Annotated in this window: 15 protein-coding genes; 10 read left to right on the top strand and 5 right to left on the bottom strand. The window is 70.9% G+C overall.

What is annotated here, in order from left to right; all coding sequences use genetic code 11:
• The first annotated feature begins 82 nt into the window (after window positions 1-82).
• From ACZ4VK_RS13390 to ACZ4VK_RS13435, 10 genes are all read left to right on the top strand, one after another.
• Complete coding sequence (locus tag ACZ4VK_RS13390) at window positions 83-1,780, top strand: nitrite/sulfite reductase (RefSeq protein WP_468351632.1); 1,698 nt, start codon at window positions 83-85, stop codon at window positions 1,778-1,780.
• A complete protein-coding gene (locus ACZ4VK_RS13395; protein ID WP_468351634.1) occupies window positions 1,777-1,956 on the top strand; it encodes a hypothetical protein in 180 nt (59 codons plus the stop codon). Before ACZ4VK_RS13390 ends, ACZ4VK_RS13395 begins: the two co-directional genes overlap by 4 nt.
• On the top strand, window positions 1,953-2,660 hold the full coding sequence (locus tag ACZ4VK_RS13400; RefSeq protein ID WP_468351636.1) for a phosphoadenylyl-sulfate reductase: 708 nt from the start codon (window positions 1,953-1,955) through the stop codon (window positions 2,658-2,660). The genes ACZ4VK_RS13395 and ACZ4VK_RS13400 overlap by 4 nt, the downstream gene beginning before the upstream one ends.
• Entirely contained in the window at window positions 2,642-3,223 is a 582-nt protein-coding gene (cysC, locus tag ACZ4VK_RS13405) for an adenylyl-sulfate kinase (protein ID WP_468351638.1), read from the top strand. The genes ACZ4VK_RS13400 and cysC overlap by 19 nt, the downstream gene beginning before the upstream one ends.
• Window positions 3,220-4,155 (top strand): sulfate adenylyltransferase subunit CysD, encoded by a 936-nt coding sequence (cysD, locus tag ACZ4VK_RS13410; protein ID WP_468351639.1) that lies wholly within the window; start codon window positions 3,220-3,222, stop codon window positions 4,153-4,155. The genes cysC and cysD overlap by 4 nt, the downstream gene beginning before the upstream one ends.
• Window positions 4,155-5,498, top strand: a complete 1,344-nt coding sequence (locus ACZ4VK_RS13415) for a sulfate adenylyltransferase subunit 1 (RefSeq protein ID WP_468351641.1) — start codon at window positions 4,155-4,157, stop codon at window positions 5,496-5,498. The genes cysD and ACZ4VK_RS13415 overlap by 1 nt, the downstream gene beginning before the upstream one ends.
• Before the next feature lie 206 nt (window positions 5,499-5,704).
• Complete coding sequence (locus ACZ4VK_RS13420) at window positions 5,705-6,814, top strand: aliphatic sulfonate ABC transporter substrate-binding protein (RefSeq protein ID WP_468351643.1); 1,110 nt, start codon at window positions 5,705-5,707, stop codon at window positions 6,812-6,814.
• 33 nt (window positions 6,815-6,847) lie between these two features.
• On the top strand, window positions 6,848-7,642 hold the full coding sequence (locus ACZ4VK_RS13425) for an ABC transporter ATP-binding protein (RefSeq protein WP_468351645.1): 795 nt from the start codon (window positions 6,848-6,850) through the stop codon (window positions 7,640-7,642).
• A complete protein-coding gene (locus ACZ4VK_RS13430) occupies window positions 7,629-8,522 on the top strand; it encodes an ABC transporter permease (protein WP_468351647.1) in 894 nt (297 codons plus the stop codon). Before ACZ4VK_RS13425 ends, ACZ4VK_RS13430 begins: the two co-directional genes overlap by 14 nt.
• Window positions 8,523-8,530: 8 nt before the next feature.
• The gene (locus tag ACZ4VK_RS13435) at window positions 8,531-9,277 is read left to right on the top strand and encodes a sirohydrochlorin chelatase (protein ID WP_468351650.1); all 747 of its coding nucleotides are present in this window, start codon (window positions 8,531-8,533) and stop codon (window positions 9,275-9,277) included.
• Here the strand turns inward: ACZ4VK_RS13435 and ACZ4VK_RS13440 are convergent.
• The 5 genes from ACZ4VK_RS13440 to ACZ4VK_RS13460 all read right to left on the bottom strand — a co-directional run bounded on the left by ACZ4VK_RS13440 (window position 9,274) and on the right by ACZ4VK_RS13460 (window position 13,796).
• Window positions 9,274-9,900 (bottom strand): mycothiol-dependent nitroreductase Rv2466c family protein, encoded by a 627-nt coding sequence (locus tag ACZ4VK_RS13440; RefSeq protein WP_468351652.1) that lies wholly within the window; start codon window positions 9,898-9,900, stop codon window positions 9,274-9,276. The two genes, ACZ4VK_RS13435 and ACZ4VK_RS13440, sit on opposite strands and share 4 nt — an antisense overlap.
• Before the next feature lie 76 nt (window positions 9,901-9,976).
• Window positions 9,977-10,531: a DUF1697 domain-containing protein gene (locus tag ACZ4VK_RS13445; protein ID WP_468351654.1), complete on the bottom strand. Its 555-nt coding sequence runs from the start codon at window positions 10,529-10,531 to the stop codon at window positions 9,977-9,979.
• Window positions 10,532-10,672: 141 nt separating this feature from the next.
• A complete protein-coding gene (locus ACZ4VK_RS13450) occupies window positions 10,673-11,965 on the bottom strand; it encodes an ABC transporter substrate-binding protein (protein WP_468351656.1) in 1,293 nt (430 codons plus the stop codon).
• Window positions 11,962-12,804 carry a carbohydrate ABC transporter permease gene (locus ACZ4VK_RS13455; RefSeq protein ID WP_468351658.1) on the bottom strand — a complete coding sequence of 281 codons (843 nt, stop codon included), beginning with the start codon at window positions 12,802-12,804 and terminating at the stop codon, window positions 11,962-11,964. The genes ACZ4VK_RS13450 and ACZ4VK_RS13455 overlap by 4 nt, the downstream gene beginning before the upstream one ends.
• Window positions 12,801-13,796 (bottom strand): carbohydrate ABC transporter permease, encoded by a 996-nt coding sequence (locus tag ACZ4VK_RS13460; protein WP_468351660.1) that lies wholly within the window; start codon window positions 13,794-13,796, stop codon window positions 12,801-12,803. The genes ACZ4VK_RS13455 and ACZ4VK_RS13460 overlap by 4 nt, the downstream gene beginning before the upstream one ends.
• Between the last annotated feature and the right edge of the window lie 18 nt (window positions 13,797-13,814).

The following is a 13,814-nucleotide window of genomic DNA, read 5'->3' on the forward strand; positions in this document are numbered from 1 at the left end:
CGCACTGACGCGCCACCCTCTGACCTGAGCGCCAGTGTGCAGGTCAGAGCCGCCCTCTCGCAGTCCCGAAGGACAAGACGCCATGGCCGCCACCCCGGAAAACCCCACTCCCGCCGCCGCCCGCCGCAAGGCCGGACGCCACCGTGGCGAGGGTCAGTGGGCCGTGGGGCACTTCACCCCCCTGAACGGCAATGAGCAGTTCAAGAAGGACGACGACGGTCTCAACGTACGGACACGTATTGAGACGGTCTACTCGAAGCGCGGATTCGACTCCATCGACCCCAACGACCTGCGCGGACGCATGCGCTGGTGGGGCCTCTACACCCAGCGCAAGCAGGGTCTGGACGGCACCAAGACGGGTGTCCTGGAGCCGGAGGAGCTGGACGACGAGTACTTCATGCTCCGCGTCCGCATCGACGGCGGCCGGCTGACCACCGAGCAGCTGCGGGTGATCGGCGAGATCTCCGAGGAGTTCGCCCGGGGCACGGCTGACATCACCGACCGGCAGAACGTCCAGTACCACTGGATCCGCATCGAGGACGTCCCCGAGATCTGGAACCGCCTGGAGGCGGTCGGCCTGTCCACCACCGAGGCCTGCGGTGACACCCCGCGCGTCATCCTCGGCTCCCCCGTGGCCGGCATCGCCGCCGACGAGATCATCGACGGCACGCCCGCCATCGACGAGATCTACCGCCGGATCGTCGGCAACAAGGACTTCTCCAACCTGCCCCGCAAGTTCAAGTCCGCGGTCTCCGGCTCGCCGCAGCTCGACGTGGCGCACGAGATCAACGACATCGCCTTCGTCGGCGTGCACCACCCGGAGCACGGCCCCGGCTTCGACGTCTGGGTCGGCGGCGGTCTCTCCACCAACCCCAAGCTCGGCGTCCGGCTCGGCACCTGGGTCTCCCTCGACGAGGTCCCGGACGTCTACGAGGGCGTCATCTCGATCTTCCGCGACTACGGCTACCGCCGGCTCCGCAACCGCGCCCGGCTGAAGTTCCTCGTCGCCGACTGGGGCCCGGAGAAGTTCCGCCAGGTCCTGGAGGACGAGTACCTCGAGCGGAAGCTCACCGACGGCCCCGCCCCCGAGCAGCCCGCGGGCCAGTGGCGCGACCACATGGGTGTGCACCGCCAGCAGGACGGCCGCTTCTACATCGGCTTCGCCCCGCGCGTCGGCCGGGTCGACGGCGCCACCCTGACCAAGATCGCGGGTCTGGCCGAGCAGCACGGCTCCGGCCGGCTGCGGACCACCGCGGACCAGAAGATGATCCTGCTCGACGTCGAGGAGGGACAGGTCGACTCGGCGGTCGCCGCCCTGGAGGCGCTCGACCTGCGGGTGAACCCGACCCCGTTCCGGCGCGGCACGATGGCCTGCACCGGCATCGAGTTCTGCAAGCTCGCGATCGTCGAGACCAAGGCACGGGGTGCCTCGCTCATCGACGAACTGGAGCGCCGGATCCCGGAGTTCGACGAGCCGCTGACGATCAACATCAACGGCTGCCCGAACGCCTGCGCCCGCATCCAGGTCGCGGACATCGGTCTCAAGGGCCAGCTGGTCCTGGACGACGACGGCAACCGCGTCGAGGGCTACCAGGTGCACCTGGGCGGCGCCCTCGGTCTCGAGGCCGGCTTCGGACGCAAGGTCCGGGGCCTCAAGGTCACCGCGGACGAGCTCCCCGACTACGTCGAGCGGGTCCTCAAGCGCTTCCAGGCGGAGCGCGAGACCGGCGAGCGCTTCGCGACCTGGGCGGCGCGTGCCTCCGAGGAGGCGCTCTCGTGAGCGAGCGTGCGGCCCCCTTCTTCTGCCCCTACTGCGGCGACGAGGACCTGCGTCCCAACGAGCAGGGCCACGGCGCCTGGGAATGCGCAGCGTGCAGCCGAGCCTTCCAGCTGAAGTTCCTGGGGCTGCTCGCCCCGGCGACTTCGAGGAACACCTCTGGGAGGAAAGACATATGACGGTCACTCAGGACGCCACCGCGGCCGACCTCAAGGCACTCGCCGAGCAGGCCGGCCGTGATCTGGAGGACGCCTCCCCGCTGGAGATCCTCCGGTGGGCGGTCGACACCTTCGGCGATGCCTTCTGCGTCACCTCCTCCATGGAGGACGCGGTCGTCGCCCACCTCGCCTCCCGGGTCCGGCCCGGCGTGGACGTCGTCTTCCTCGACACCGGCTACCACTTCGAGGAGACCATCGGCACCCGTGACGCCGTGGACGCCGTCATGGACGTCCACGTCATCACGCTGACCCCGCGCCAGACCGTGGCCCAGCAGGACGCCGAGTACGGGCCGAAGCTGCACGACCGCGACCCCGACCTGTGCTGCGCGCTGCGCAAGGTCAAGCCCCTCGAAGAGGGCCTGACCCGGTACAGCGCGTGGGCGACCGGCCTGCGCCGCGACGAGTCCCCGACCCGGGCGAACACCCCGGTCGTCGGCTGGGACGAGAAGCGGCGGAAGGTCAAGGTCTCCCCCATCGCCCGCTGGACGCAGGACGACGTCGACGCGTACGTCACGGAGCACGGTGTCCTCACCAACCCGCTCCTCATGGACGGATACGCCTCCGTCGGCTGCGCCCCCTGCACCCGCCGCGTCCTGGAGGGCGAGGACGCCCGCGCCGGACGCTGGGCGGGCCGCGCCAAGACCGAATGCGGGCTGCACGGATGACGGACACTCAGGAGATTCAGGAGAAGCGCGTGACGGGTGCCACCATCTGGCTCACCGGCCTGCCGAGCGCCGGCAAGACCACCATCGCGTACGAACTGGCCGGCCGGCTGCGCGGCGAAGGGCACCGCGTCGAGGTGCTCGACGGCGACGAGATCCGCGAGTTCCTCTCGGCGGGCCTCGGCTTCACCCGCGAGGACCGGCACACCAACGTGCAGCGCATCGGCTTCGTCGCGGAGCTGCTCGCCTCCAACGGCGTGAAGGTCCTCGTGCCCGTCATCGCCCCGTACGAGGACAGCCGCGAGGCGGTCCGCAAGCGTCACGCCTCGGAGGGCACCCCGTACGTCGAGGTGCACGTCGCCACTCCGGTGGACGTCTGCTCCGTGCGCGACGTCAAGGGGCTGTACGCCAAGCAGGCCGCGGGCGAGATCAGCGGTCTCACCGGCGTCGACGACCCGTACGACGAGCCGCGCAACCCCGATCTGCGGATCGAGTCCCACACCCAGACCGTGCAGGAGTCGGCAGCGACGCTCCACGCGCTGCTCACCGAGAGGGGTCTCGCATGACGACCGTCGCTCATGTTCACGACACCACGGACACACCGTTCGCGCTGTCGCACCTCGACTCCCTGGAGTCCGAGGCCGTCCACATCTTCCGTGAGGTGGCGGGTGAGTTCGAGCGGCCGGTGATCCTCTTCTCCGGCGGCAAGGACTCCATCGTCATGCTGCACCTGGCGCTGAAGGCCTTCGCCCCCGCGCCGGTCCCCTTCACGCTGCTGCACGTCGACACCGGGCACAACTTCCCCGAGGTCCTGGAGTACCGCGACCGAGCCGTCGCCCGACACGGGCTGCGGCTGCACGTCGCCTCCGTGCAGGAGTACATCGACGCCGGCAAGCTGCGCGAGCGCCCCGACGGCACCCGCAACCCGCTGCAGACCGTCCCGCTGACCGAGGCGATCCAGCAGCACCGCTTCGACGCCGTGTTCGGCGGCGGCCGCCGCGACGAGGAGAAGGCCCGCGCCAAGGAGCGGGTGTTCTCGCTGCGCGACGAGTTCTCTCAGTGGGACCCGCGCCGCCAGCGCCCCGAGCTGTGGCAGCTCTACAACGGCCGGCACGCGCCCGGCGAGCACGTCCGTGTCTTCCCGCTGTCCAACTGGACCGAGCTCGACGTCTGGCAGTACATCCAGCGCGAGAAGATCGAACTCCCGGAGATCTACTTCGCCCACGAGCGCGAGGTGTTCGCCCGCAGCGGCATGTGGCTGACGGCCGGCGAGTGGGGCGGTCCGAAGGAGTCCGAGACGGTCGAGAGGCGGCTGATCCGCTACCGCACCGTCGGCGACATGTCCTGCACCGGCGCCGTCGACTCCGACGCCACCACGCTGGACGCCGTCATCGCCGAGATCGCCGCCTCCCGACTGACCGAGCGGGGCGCCACCCGCGCCGACGACAAGATGTCCGAGGCCGCGATGGAAGACCGCAAGCGCGAAGGGTACTTCTAATGAGCACGTCCACCGAGCAGCTGTCCGAGCAGCTGGCGGCCACCACCCTGCTGCGTTTCGCCACCGCCGGCTCCGTCGACGACGGCAAGTCCACGCTGGTGGGACGGCTCCTCCACGACTCCAAGTCGGTCCTCACCGACCAGCTGGAGGCCGTGGAGCACGCCTCCCGCTCCCGTGGCCAGGAGGCGCCCGACCTGGCGCTCCTCACCGACGGTCTGCGGGCCGAGCGCGAGCAGGGCATCACCATCGACGTGGCGTACCGCTACTTCGCGACGACCCGCCGCCGCTTCATCCTCGCCGACACCCCGGGACACGTGCAGTACACCCGGAACATGGTGACCGGCGCCTCCACCGCCGAGCTGGCCGTGGTCCTCGTCGACGCCCGCAACGGCGTGGTCGAGCAGACCCGCCGGCACGCCGCCGTCGCCGCGCTCCTGCGCGTCCCGCACGTGGTCCTCGCCGTGAACAAGATGGACCTGGTCGACTACCGGGAGCCCGTCTTCGCCGCGATCGCCGAGGAGTTCACGACGTACGCCTCCGAGCTCGGCGTCCCGGAGATCACCGCGATCCCGATCTCGGCGCTCGCCGGCGACAACGTCGTGGAGCCGTCCGCGAACATGGACTGGTACGGCGGCCCGACGGTCCTCGAACACCTGGAGACCGTGCCGGTCAGCCACGACCTGACGGCCTGCCACGCACGGTTCCCCGTGCAGTACGTGATCCGCCCGCAGACCGCCGAGCACCCCGACTACCGGGGCTACGCCGGTCAGATCGCGGCCGGCGCGTTCCGGGTCGGCGAGGAGATCACCGTCCTGCCGTCGGGGAAGACCTCCACGATCACCGGGATCGACGCGCTCGGCGAGTCCGTGGACATCGCGTGGGCCCCGCAGTCGGTCACGATCCGGCTCGCCGACGACATCGACATCTCGCGCGGCGACCTGCTCGCCCCGAGCGGTGACGCCCCGGCGACGACGCAGGACATCGAGGCGACCGTCTGCCACGTGGCGGACCAGCCGCTCGCCGTCGGCCAGCGGGTGCTGCTCAAGCACACCACCCGCACGGTCAAGGCGATCGTCAAGGAGATCCCCTCGCGGCTGACCCTGGACGACCTCTCGCAGCACCCGAACCCGGGTCAGCTGGTCGCCAACGACATCGGCCGGGTCGTGGTCCGCACCGCCGAGCCGCTCGCGCTCGACGCGTACGCGGACTCGCGCCGTACCGGCTCGTTCCTGCTGATCGACCCGGCGGACGGCACCACGCTCGCGGCGGGCATGGCGGGCGAGTCCTTCGCCACGACCAAGACCGTCACGGTCGTCGAGGACGAGGAAGGGTGGGACTTCTGATGGCCGGTCAGGACGCGTACGCCACCTTCGCGAAGGAGGGCGGCCGGGTGGGCTCCGGCGCCCTCGGCGCGGGCCGGGGAGGTGTGGCGCGATGTGCGTGCTGACCTCGAAGCGCCGCACGCGCGGCGCTACCCCGCACCACCCGCTCCACGCCGAACGACATAGACGCAGACTTCGAAAACGCTGAATCGAGGGGAAAACCTCCCGTGCCTGCCACCACCCGTACCACCCTGCGCCGCGGTCTCGCCGCCGTCGCCGCTCTGCCGCTGCTGATCGGCGCACTCGCCTCCTGCGGCTACGGATCCCAGGCCAAGAACGACGAGAAGAAGGTGGCCGCCGAGGGCGCGAAGCTCTCCGCCGACACCGTACGGCTCGGGTACTTCCCCAACCTCACCCACGCCACCGCGCTCGTGGGCGACCAGGAGGGCATCCTCCAGAAGGAGCTGGGCGGCACCAGGCTGGTGCCCACCACCTTCAACGCCGGTCCCTCCGAGATCGAGGCGCTGAACGCCGGCTCGATCGACATCGGCTTCATCGGCCCCTCGCCGTCCATCAACGGCTACGTCAAGACCAAGGGCACCAACCTGCGGATCATCGGCGGCTCCGCCTCCGGCGGTGTGAAGCTCGTGGTGAACCCGGCGAAGATCAAGACCCTGGACGACCTCAGGGGCAAGCGGATCGCCACCCCGCAGCACGGCAACACGCAGGACGTGGCCTTCCTCAACTGGATCTCCGAGAAGGGCTGGAAGGTCGACGCCGAGAGCGGCAAGGGCGACGTCTCGGTGGTCCGCACGGACAACAAGGTCACCCCGAACGCCTACCTCTCCGGCGCCATCGACGGTGCCTGGGTGCCCGAGCCGACCGCGTCGAAGCTGGTCAGCGACGGGGCGAAGGTCCTGCTCGACGAGTCCGACCTGTGGCCGGACAAGAAGTTCGTGATCACGAACATCATCGTGTCGCAGAAGTTCCTGAAGGCCCACCCGGACGTCGTCGAGGCGTTCCTGCGCGGCTCGGTGAAGACCAACGCGTGGATCAACGCCAACCCGGACAAGGCGAAGGCCTCGGCCAACGCCAAGCTGAAGGACCTCTCGGGCAAGGCGCTCGGCGCGAAGGTGATCGACGCCGCGTGGCCGTCCATCCGGTTCACCGACGACCCGCTGGCGGCCACGCTCCAGGCACAGGCGGGCCACGCGGTGAAGGCCGGTCTTCTGGAGCAGCCCGAGCTCTCCGGCATCTACGACCTGAAGCCGCTCAACAAGGTCCTGAAGGCCGCAGGGCAGCCCGAGGTCTCCGACGCCGGTCTCGGCGCGAAGTAACAGTCCGCAGCTGATCCCCAGGAGGTGACGACCATGGCCACGACCGCGACGATCGCCAAGGCCGAGGACCGTGTGGCGGTGACCCATGCCGCCCGTATCCAGCATGTCTCCAAGTCCTTCGGCGGTCCCGCCGGCGGGCAGCTCGTCCTCGACGACATCTCGCTCGATGTCGCCCCGGGCGAGTTCGTCACCCTCCTGGGCGCCTCGGGCTGCGGCAAGTCGACGCTGCTCAACCTGGTCGCCGGGCTCGACCGGCCGTCCGTGGGGTCCATCGAGACCCCCGGCGGCCGGCCGGCCCTGATGTTCCAGGAGCACGCCCTGTTCCCGTGGCTGACCGCGGGCAAGAACATCGAACTGGCCCTGCGGCTGCGCGGGGTGCCCAAGACCCAGCGGCGGAACGAGGCCGAGCGCCTGCTCGACCTGGTCCGGCTCGGCGGCTCGTACGGCAAGCGGGTCCACGAGCTGTCCGGCGGCATGCGCCAGCGGGTCGCGCTGGCCCGCGCGCTCGCGCAGGACAGCGACCTCCTCCTGATGGACGAGCCGTTCGCGGCGCTCGACGCCATCACCCGGGACGTGCTGCACGACGAGCTGACCCGGATCTGGCGGGAGACGAAGCTGTCGGTGCTCTTCGTCACCCACAACGTGCGGGAGGCCGTACGCCTCGCCGAGCGTGTCGTCCTCCTCTCCTCGCGGCCGGGCCGGATCGCGCACGAGTGGACCATCGACATCCCTCAGCCGCGCCGCATCGAGGACTCCGACGTCGCGGAGCTGTCCCTCGAGATCACCGAGCACCTGCGTGGGGAGATCCGCCGTCATGGCCAGCACTGAAACCAGCACGAAGGCACGCAAGGCCGACGACCTGGCCGGCCTGGAGGCCGGTCTCGACGCCCTGGACAGCGTGCAGATCCAGCGGACCCCGGTCCGTGAGGTCCTGCTCAAGAAGGTGCTGCCGCCGGCCGTCGCCGTCCTGCTCGTCCTCGTGGTGTGGCAGCTGCTCGTCACCCTGAAGGTCACCGACGCGTACAAGCTGCCCGCCCCGTCCGCGGTGTGGGACAGCCTGACCACGATGTGGCTGGAGGGCACGCTCCTCGACGTCCTGTGGACCAGCGTGTCCCGGGCCCTCTTCGGCTTCCTCCTGGCGCTCGCCATCGGCACCCCGCTCGGACTCCTCGTCTCCCGGGTGAAGTTCGTGCGCGCCGCGATCGGCCCGATCCTCGCGGGGCTCCAGTCCCTGCCCTCGGTGGCCTGGGTGGCGCCCGCCGTCCTCTGGCTCGGCCTCAACGACAGCATGATGTACGCGGTGATCCTGCTGGGCGCCGTCCCGTCGATCGCCAACGGCCTCGTCGCCGGTGTCGACCAGGTCCCGCCGCTCTTCCTGCGGGCCGGGCAGACGCTCGGCGCGACCGGCCTGAGGGGCGCCTGGCACATCGTGATGCCGGCGGCGCTGCCGGGCTATCTGGCCGGACTGAAGCAGGGCTGGGCGTTCTCGTGGCGTTCGCTGATGGCCGCGGAGATCATCGCCTCCTCCCCCGACCTGGGCCTCGGCCTCGGCCAGCTCCTGGAGAACGGCCGCAACAACATCGACATGGCGGGCATCTTCCTGGCGATCATCCTGATCCTCGTCGTCGGCATCGCCATCGACCTGCTGATCTTCAGCCCGCTGGAGCGCGCGGTGCTGCGCCGCCGCGGCCTGCTCACGAAGGGCTGAGCCACCCCATGAACAGGCCGGTCCTCCTCGTCATCGCCCACGGCAGCCGCGACCCGCGGCACGCGGCGACCGTCCAGGCGCTGGTGCGCCGGGCCGGTGCGCTGCGGCCGGGGCTGCGGGTGGAGACGGCGTTCCTGGACTTCAACCTGCCGTCGGTCGCGGGGGTGCTCGACCGGCTCGCCGCCGAGGGGGTACGGGACGTGGTGGCGCTCCCGCTGCTCCTCACCCGGGCCTTCCACGCGAAGGCCGACATCCCCACCGTGCTGCGCCAGGCGCCCCTGTCCCTGCGCGTCCACCAGGCGGAGGTCCTCGGCCCTTCGCCGCTGCTGATCGCCGCGGTGGAACGGCGGTTGTACGAGGCCGGGCTCACGCCCGGCGACAAGAGCGCGACCGGGGTCGTCCTGGCCTCGGCGGGCTCCACCGACCCGGAGGCGATCGCGGTGATCGCAGAAACGGCGCGGGAGCTGCGGCGCACCGGTTGGTGCTCCGTGCGGCCCGCGTTCGCCTCCGCATCCCTTCCCCGTACGGAGGACGCCGTGCGGGCGCTGCGTACGGACCCGGGTGTCCGGCGGGTGGCCGTCGCGCCGTACGTCATCGCCCCGGGCCGGCTCCCGGACCGGATCGCGGCGGGCGCGGCGGACGCGGACGTCCTGGCGGACGTCCTCGGTCCCTCCCCCGAACTGGCGGCGCTGCTCGTGGAGCGGTACGACGGCGCGCTCCGTGCCGCGGAGCGCTTGGCCGTGGCGGCCGGTTAGCCGAAGTCGAGTCCGCCGGTGCGGGTCCGCTTGAGTTCGAAGAAGTCGGGGTGGGCGGCCAGGACGCGGAAGCTGTCGAAGAGTTCGGCCGCCCTCTCGCCGCGCGGGATCGCGCGCAGGACCGGGCCGAACCAGACGGTGCCGTCGACGTGGAGCGTCGGGGTGCCGACGTATCCCCCGGATTCCGGCTCCCTGCCGGCGTCGTGGCTGCGGCGGACGTCCTCGTCGTACGCCGGGTCGTGCGCGGCCTTCGCGAGGGCCGCGGAGAGGCCGAGTTCGGCGAGGGACTCGGCGACGACGGCGTCGAGGTCCTTCCGCTTCCGCTCGTGGATGCGGGTTCCGTACGCGGTGTAGAGCGGCCGCAGGATCTCCTCGCCGTGCTGTGCGGCGGCGGCCGCGGCGACCCGGACGGGGCCGATCGAGGCGTCGACGAGCTCGCGGTACCAGTCGGGCAGGGTGGCGCCCTCGTTGTGCAGGTACAGGCTCATGACCTTGAAGCGGAGGTCGATGTCCCGGTGCCGCTCGACCTCCAGGATCCAGCGGGAGGTGATCCAGGCGAAGGGGCAGGCGGGGTCGAAGTAGAAGTCGACGGTGGGACGGGACACGGTCGCGGTGGTCGTCATACCGGTGAATCTAGCCAGCGAGTGGCCTGCTTCCCTGGGCCAATCGGAGGCCCTCCGGGCGGGCCACTTTCGGCCGTCACTCCTCCCGTGTCATCTCCACCAGCTTGACCACGGTGTTCCAGTTGCGGGCCGTGACCACCAGGCCGTTGACGACGGACGGGCGGGTGAGGACGTCGGCAAGCCGGGACCGGCCCAGGCCTTCCGGGACGTGGAGATAGAGGACCCGGTCGCCGAGCGCGAACTCCTCCGGGAGGTACACCTCGCGGTCGATCGCGGCGAAGCGTCCGGGATCGGCGGGCCCCGAGAGGTAGAAGGCGTGGAGCTGCTTGCCCTGGAGTGCGGCGGCAGGGAAGGGGCAGGCCTCGGCGACGGCCGCGAGGTAGGCGCCGTCGCGGACGAGGCAGTCGACGCGGAAGCCGAAGTGCCGTTCGATCGCGTCCTCGACCTGGGTGGTGAGTTCGTCCTCGCCGGCGGCGGAGTCGGTGGTGAAGACGGCGTTCCCGCTCTGCAGATAGGTGCGGGCGTCGCGGTGCCCGAGCCCTTCGAGGACGGACCGGAGTTCCGGCATGGGGACCTTCCGGTGTCCGCTCACGTTGATGCCGCGGAGCAGGAGCGCGTAAGTCTTCGTCATGACGTCACCCTAGGGCGGCCACCGCGCCTCGTGGGGGGCGGCACGGTGGCCGGTTCGAACACTGTCCGATGGAGGGGAGCCCGGAGAAGACCCTTCACTCATCTGTGACTTATTCAACAAGGTTTCGTAATCACGAATCCATCATTTGCGCTGATAGCGGGCGAGCACCCGGTTGCCGTCCTCCACAAGCCGTCTGCGCAGCTCCCCGACGTCGATGGCGCCGCTGTAGTACTCCTGGAAGGCGGGGGTCGCCACCTTGTCCTTCCACTCCGGATAGCCCCGCACCGACTGCGCGGGGGCCGGCCGCAGGTGCGCGGCCACCGCGGCCCCGGTGGCCCAGCCGTCCTCGGCGGTGTGCAGGGAGGGGTGGGCGAGGGCCGCCGTCCCGGTGGGCAGCATCCAGTCGCCGCGCGCGAGCCGCACCATGTTCTCCGGCCGGAGGAAGAAGTCGAGGAACTCCGCCGCCTCCTTCTTGTACGGGCTGTCCTCGGCGATCGACAGGGTCTGCGGGGAGACGCCCTGGGTCGGCCCCGCGCTCCCGGCGGGGGCGGGCAGCACCGTCCACTCGAAGCCCTCGGGGGCCTGCTGCGCTATCTGCTGCCGGAAGGCGAAGCCCAGCGGGACCATGGCGTACTTGCCGGCGAAGAAGCCGGGCAGGGTGTCGGAAGCGCCGCTGCCGAGGGTGGTGCGCGGGGCGGTGCGGTCGGTGACGACCTGGTCGTGGACGGTGCCGGGGACGACGGCGTCGGCCTCGGTGAAGCGGACGGTGACCCGGCCGTCGTCCTCGCGGTGGAAGAGCCGGCCTCCGGCGGAGAGCCCGAGGTTGAGGCTGACGGAGACGGGCTCCTTGAGCGGCCAGGCGACGGCGTACCCGCCGGGGCCCATGGTGCGGGTGAGGTCCTGGGTGACCTGCCGGAACTCGGCCCAGCTCCAGGGCTTCTCCGGGGTGGGGACGCGGACTCCGGAGGATTCCAGGATCTTCCGGTTGGCGATGATCACGCGCGGTTCCTGGAGGAACGGCACGCCGTAGATCCCCTCGCCGAAGGTGGTCGTCTCCCAGCTGCGGGCGGGGATGTCGGCGCGGAGCCGCTCGGGCAGCAGCGTGCGCAGATCGGCGAGGTGGCCGCCGTAGGCGAAGTCGGCCAGGTCGTCGGAGGCGTCGTGGATGATGTCGGGCGCCTCACCGCCCTCGAAGGAGGTGAGGAGCTGGTCGTGGACGGAGTCCCAGCTGCCCTGGACGTAGTCGACCTGGACGTCGGGGTGGGCGGCGTTCCACTCCTTCACCAGCTGACGGTTGGCGTCGACCGACTCCTTCTGCCAGGCGAGGGACTGGAAGCGGAGCCGTACGACTCCGTCGTCGGGGCCCTCGTCCCCGGCGGTGCAGCCGGTGAGGAGCAGGAGGAGCGCGGTGGCCACGGTCAGGATCCGTCTCATGACTTCACCGCCCCGGCCAGCATCCCGCCGGTGATCCGTCTTTGGAGGAGGGCGAAGACGACGAGGGACGGCAGGGTCGCGAGGAAGGCCGCCGCGGCCAGCGGTCCGAGGTCGGCGACGCCCTCGGCGCCGAGGAAGTGGGTGAGGACGACCGGCAGGGTCTGCTTCTCCGGGGTCTTGAGGAGCACGAGCGCGAAGAAGAACTCGTTCCACGCGGTGACGAAGGCGAAGAGGGCGGTGGCGACGATGCCGGGGACGAGCAGCGGGGCGGTGACGGAGACGAGGGTACGGAGCCGCCCGGCGCCGTCGACGGCGGCGGCCTCCTCGAGTTCGGCGGGGACGGCCCGGACGTATCCCATCAGCATCCAGAGGGCGAAGGGCAGCGACCAGACCACGTAGACCAGGACGAGGCCGAGGACGCTGTTGATCAGGTGCAGGTTCTTGAGGATCAGGAAGAGCGGGATGATCACCAGGACGAAGGGGAAGGCCTGGCTGATCACCACCCAGCCGGTGGCGGCCGAGGCGAGCCGGCCCCGGTGGCGGGCCGTCACATAGGCGAGCGGGGTGGCGACGGCCACCGCGATCACGGCGGCGGAGACCGCGGCGATCAGGCTGTTCGCGGCGGCCCCGAGCAGCGGCTGTTCGTCGAAGGCCTGCCGGAAGTTGGCGAGCGTGGGGTCCTTCGGGATCCAGGTGGGGTGGAGCGAGGCCAGCTCGCGGGCGGGCTTGAAGGCGGTGGAGAGCAGCCAGAGGAAGGGGAAGGCGAGGAAGACCAGGTACGCGAGGAGGGCGAGGTACTGGCCGATCCGCGCGGGTCTGCTCGTCCGGAGTGCGCTCACCGGTCCTGGTCCCCTTTCAGCCGGCGTACGAGGGAGAGGGCGATGAGCACCGAGACGGCCGCGACCATCACACAGCCCATCGCGGCGGCGTAGCCGAACTGTCCGTAGCGGAAGGCCTCTTCGTAGGCGAAGAGCATGGGGAGCCGGGTCCGGCCGCCGGGTCCGCCGCTGGTGAGCACGTAGACCAGGGCGAAGGAGTTGAAGTTCCAGATGAGGTTGAGCGCGGTGATGGCGAGGGCGACCGGTCTGAGGGCGGGCCAGGTGACGGCGCGGAAGCGGCGCCAGGCTCCGGCGCCGTCGAGGGCGGCGGCCTCGTGGAGCTCCTTCGGGGTGTTCTGGAGTCCGGCGAGCAGGGCGACGGTGGTCTGCGGCATGCCGGCCCAGACGCCGACGACGATCACGGCGGGCAGGGCGGTGGCGAGGCCGGAGAGCCAGTCGTGGCCCTCGCCGAGACCGAGGTTCCTGAGGGTCTCGTTGAGGATGCCGGCGTCGGGGTTGTAGACCAGCCGCCACATGATGCCGACGACGACCTCCGGCATCGCCCAGGGAACGATGGCGAGGGCCCGCGCCAGCCAGCGGAGGCGGAGGTTCTGGTTGAGGAGGAGGGCGAGGCCGAGGGCGAGCAGGAACTGGGGGACGGTCACGCCGACGGCCCAGACCACGCCGATGCGGAACGAGTCCCAGAAGAGGGTGTCGTGCAGCAGGTCCTGGAAGTTGAGGGTGCCCACCCACCGGGTGGCCTGGGTGCGGCCCGACTGGGCGTCGGTGAAGGCGAGCGCGATGCCGTAGAGCAGCGGGCCGACGCTGAGGACCAGGATGGGCAGGAGCGCCGGGAGCACCAGGAACCAGGCGCCGAAGTCGGGGCCGCGCGGGCGTGCCCCGTGGGCGGAGCGCGGTGTGCGCGTCCCGTCCGGCCGCTTCGTCGCGGTCACCGAGCTCACCGATCCGACCCCCGTCCGCCCTCCCCGGCACCGCCGTGGGAATCCCGCCATGGTCCTGAGGGACCCGGA

The organism is Streptomyces sp. NPDC028711 (genome assembly GCF_055565415.1).

Coding starts and splice junctions, on each gene's coding strand:
- ACZ4VK_RS13390 (WP_468351632.1), top strand. CDS start 83: ATGGCCGCCACCCCGGAAAACCCCACTCCCGCCGCCGCCCGCCGCAAG.
- ACZ4VK_RS13400 (WP_468351636.1), top strand. CDS start 1,953: ATGACGGTCACTCAGGACGCCACCGCGGCCGACCTCAAGGCACTCGCC.
- cysC (WP_468351638.1), top strand. CDS start 2,642: ATGCGGGCTGCACGGATGACGGACACTCAGGAGATTCAGGAGAAGCGC.
- cysD (WP_468351639.1), top strand. CDS start 3,220: ATGACGACCGTCGCTCATGTTCACGACACCACGGACACACCGTTCGCG.
- ACZ4VK_RS13415 (WP_468351641.1), top strand. CDS start 4,155: ATGAGCACGTCCACCGAGCAGCTGTCCGAGCAGCTGGCGGCCACCACC.
- ACZ4VK_RS13425 (WP_468351645.1), top strand. CDS start 6,848: ATGGCCACGACCGCGACGATCGCCAAGGCCGAGGACCGTGTGGCGGTG.
- ACZ4VK_RS13430 (WP_468351647.1), top strand. CDS start 7,629: ATGGCCAGCACTGAAACCAGCACGAAGGCACGCAAGGCCGACGACCTG.
- ACZ4VK_RS13435 (WP_468351650.1), top strand. CDS start 8,531: ATGAACAGGCCGGTCCTCCTCGTCATCGCCCACGGCAGCCGCGACCCG.
- ACZ4VK_RS13440 (WP_468351652.1), bottom strand. CDS start 9,900: ATGACGACCACCGCGACCGTGTCCCGTCCCACCGTCGACTTCTACTTC.
- ACZ4VK_RS13445 (WP_468351654.1), bottom strand. CDS start 10,531: ATGACGAAGACTTACGCGCTCCTGCTCCGCGGCATCAACGTGAGCGGA.
- ACZ4VK_RS13450 (WP_468351656.1), bottom strand. CDS start 11,965: ATGAGACGGATCCTGACCGTGGCCACCGCGCTCCTCCTGCTCCTCACC.
- ACZ4VK_RS13460 (WP_468351660.1), bottom strand. CDS start 13,796: ATGGCGGGATTCCCACGGCGGTGCCGGGGAGGGCGGACGGGGGTCGGA.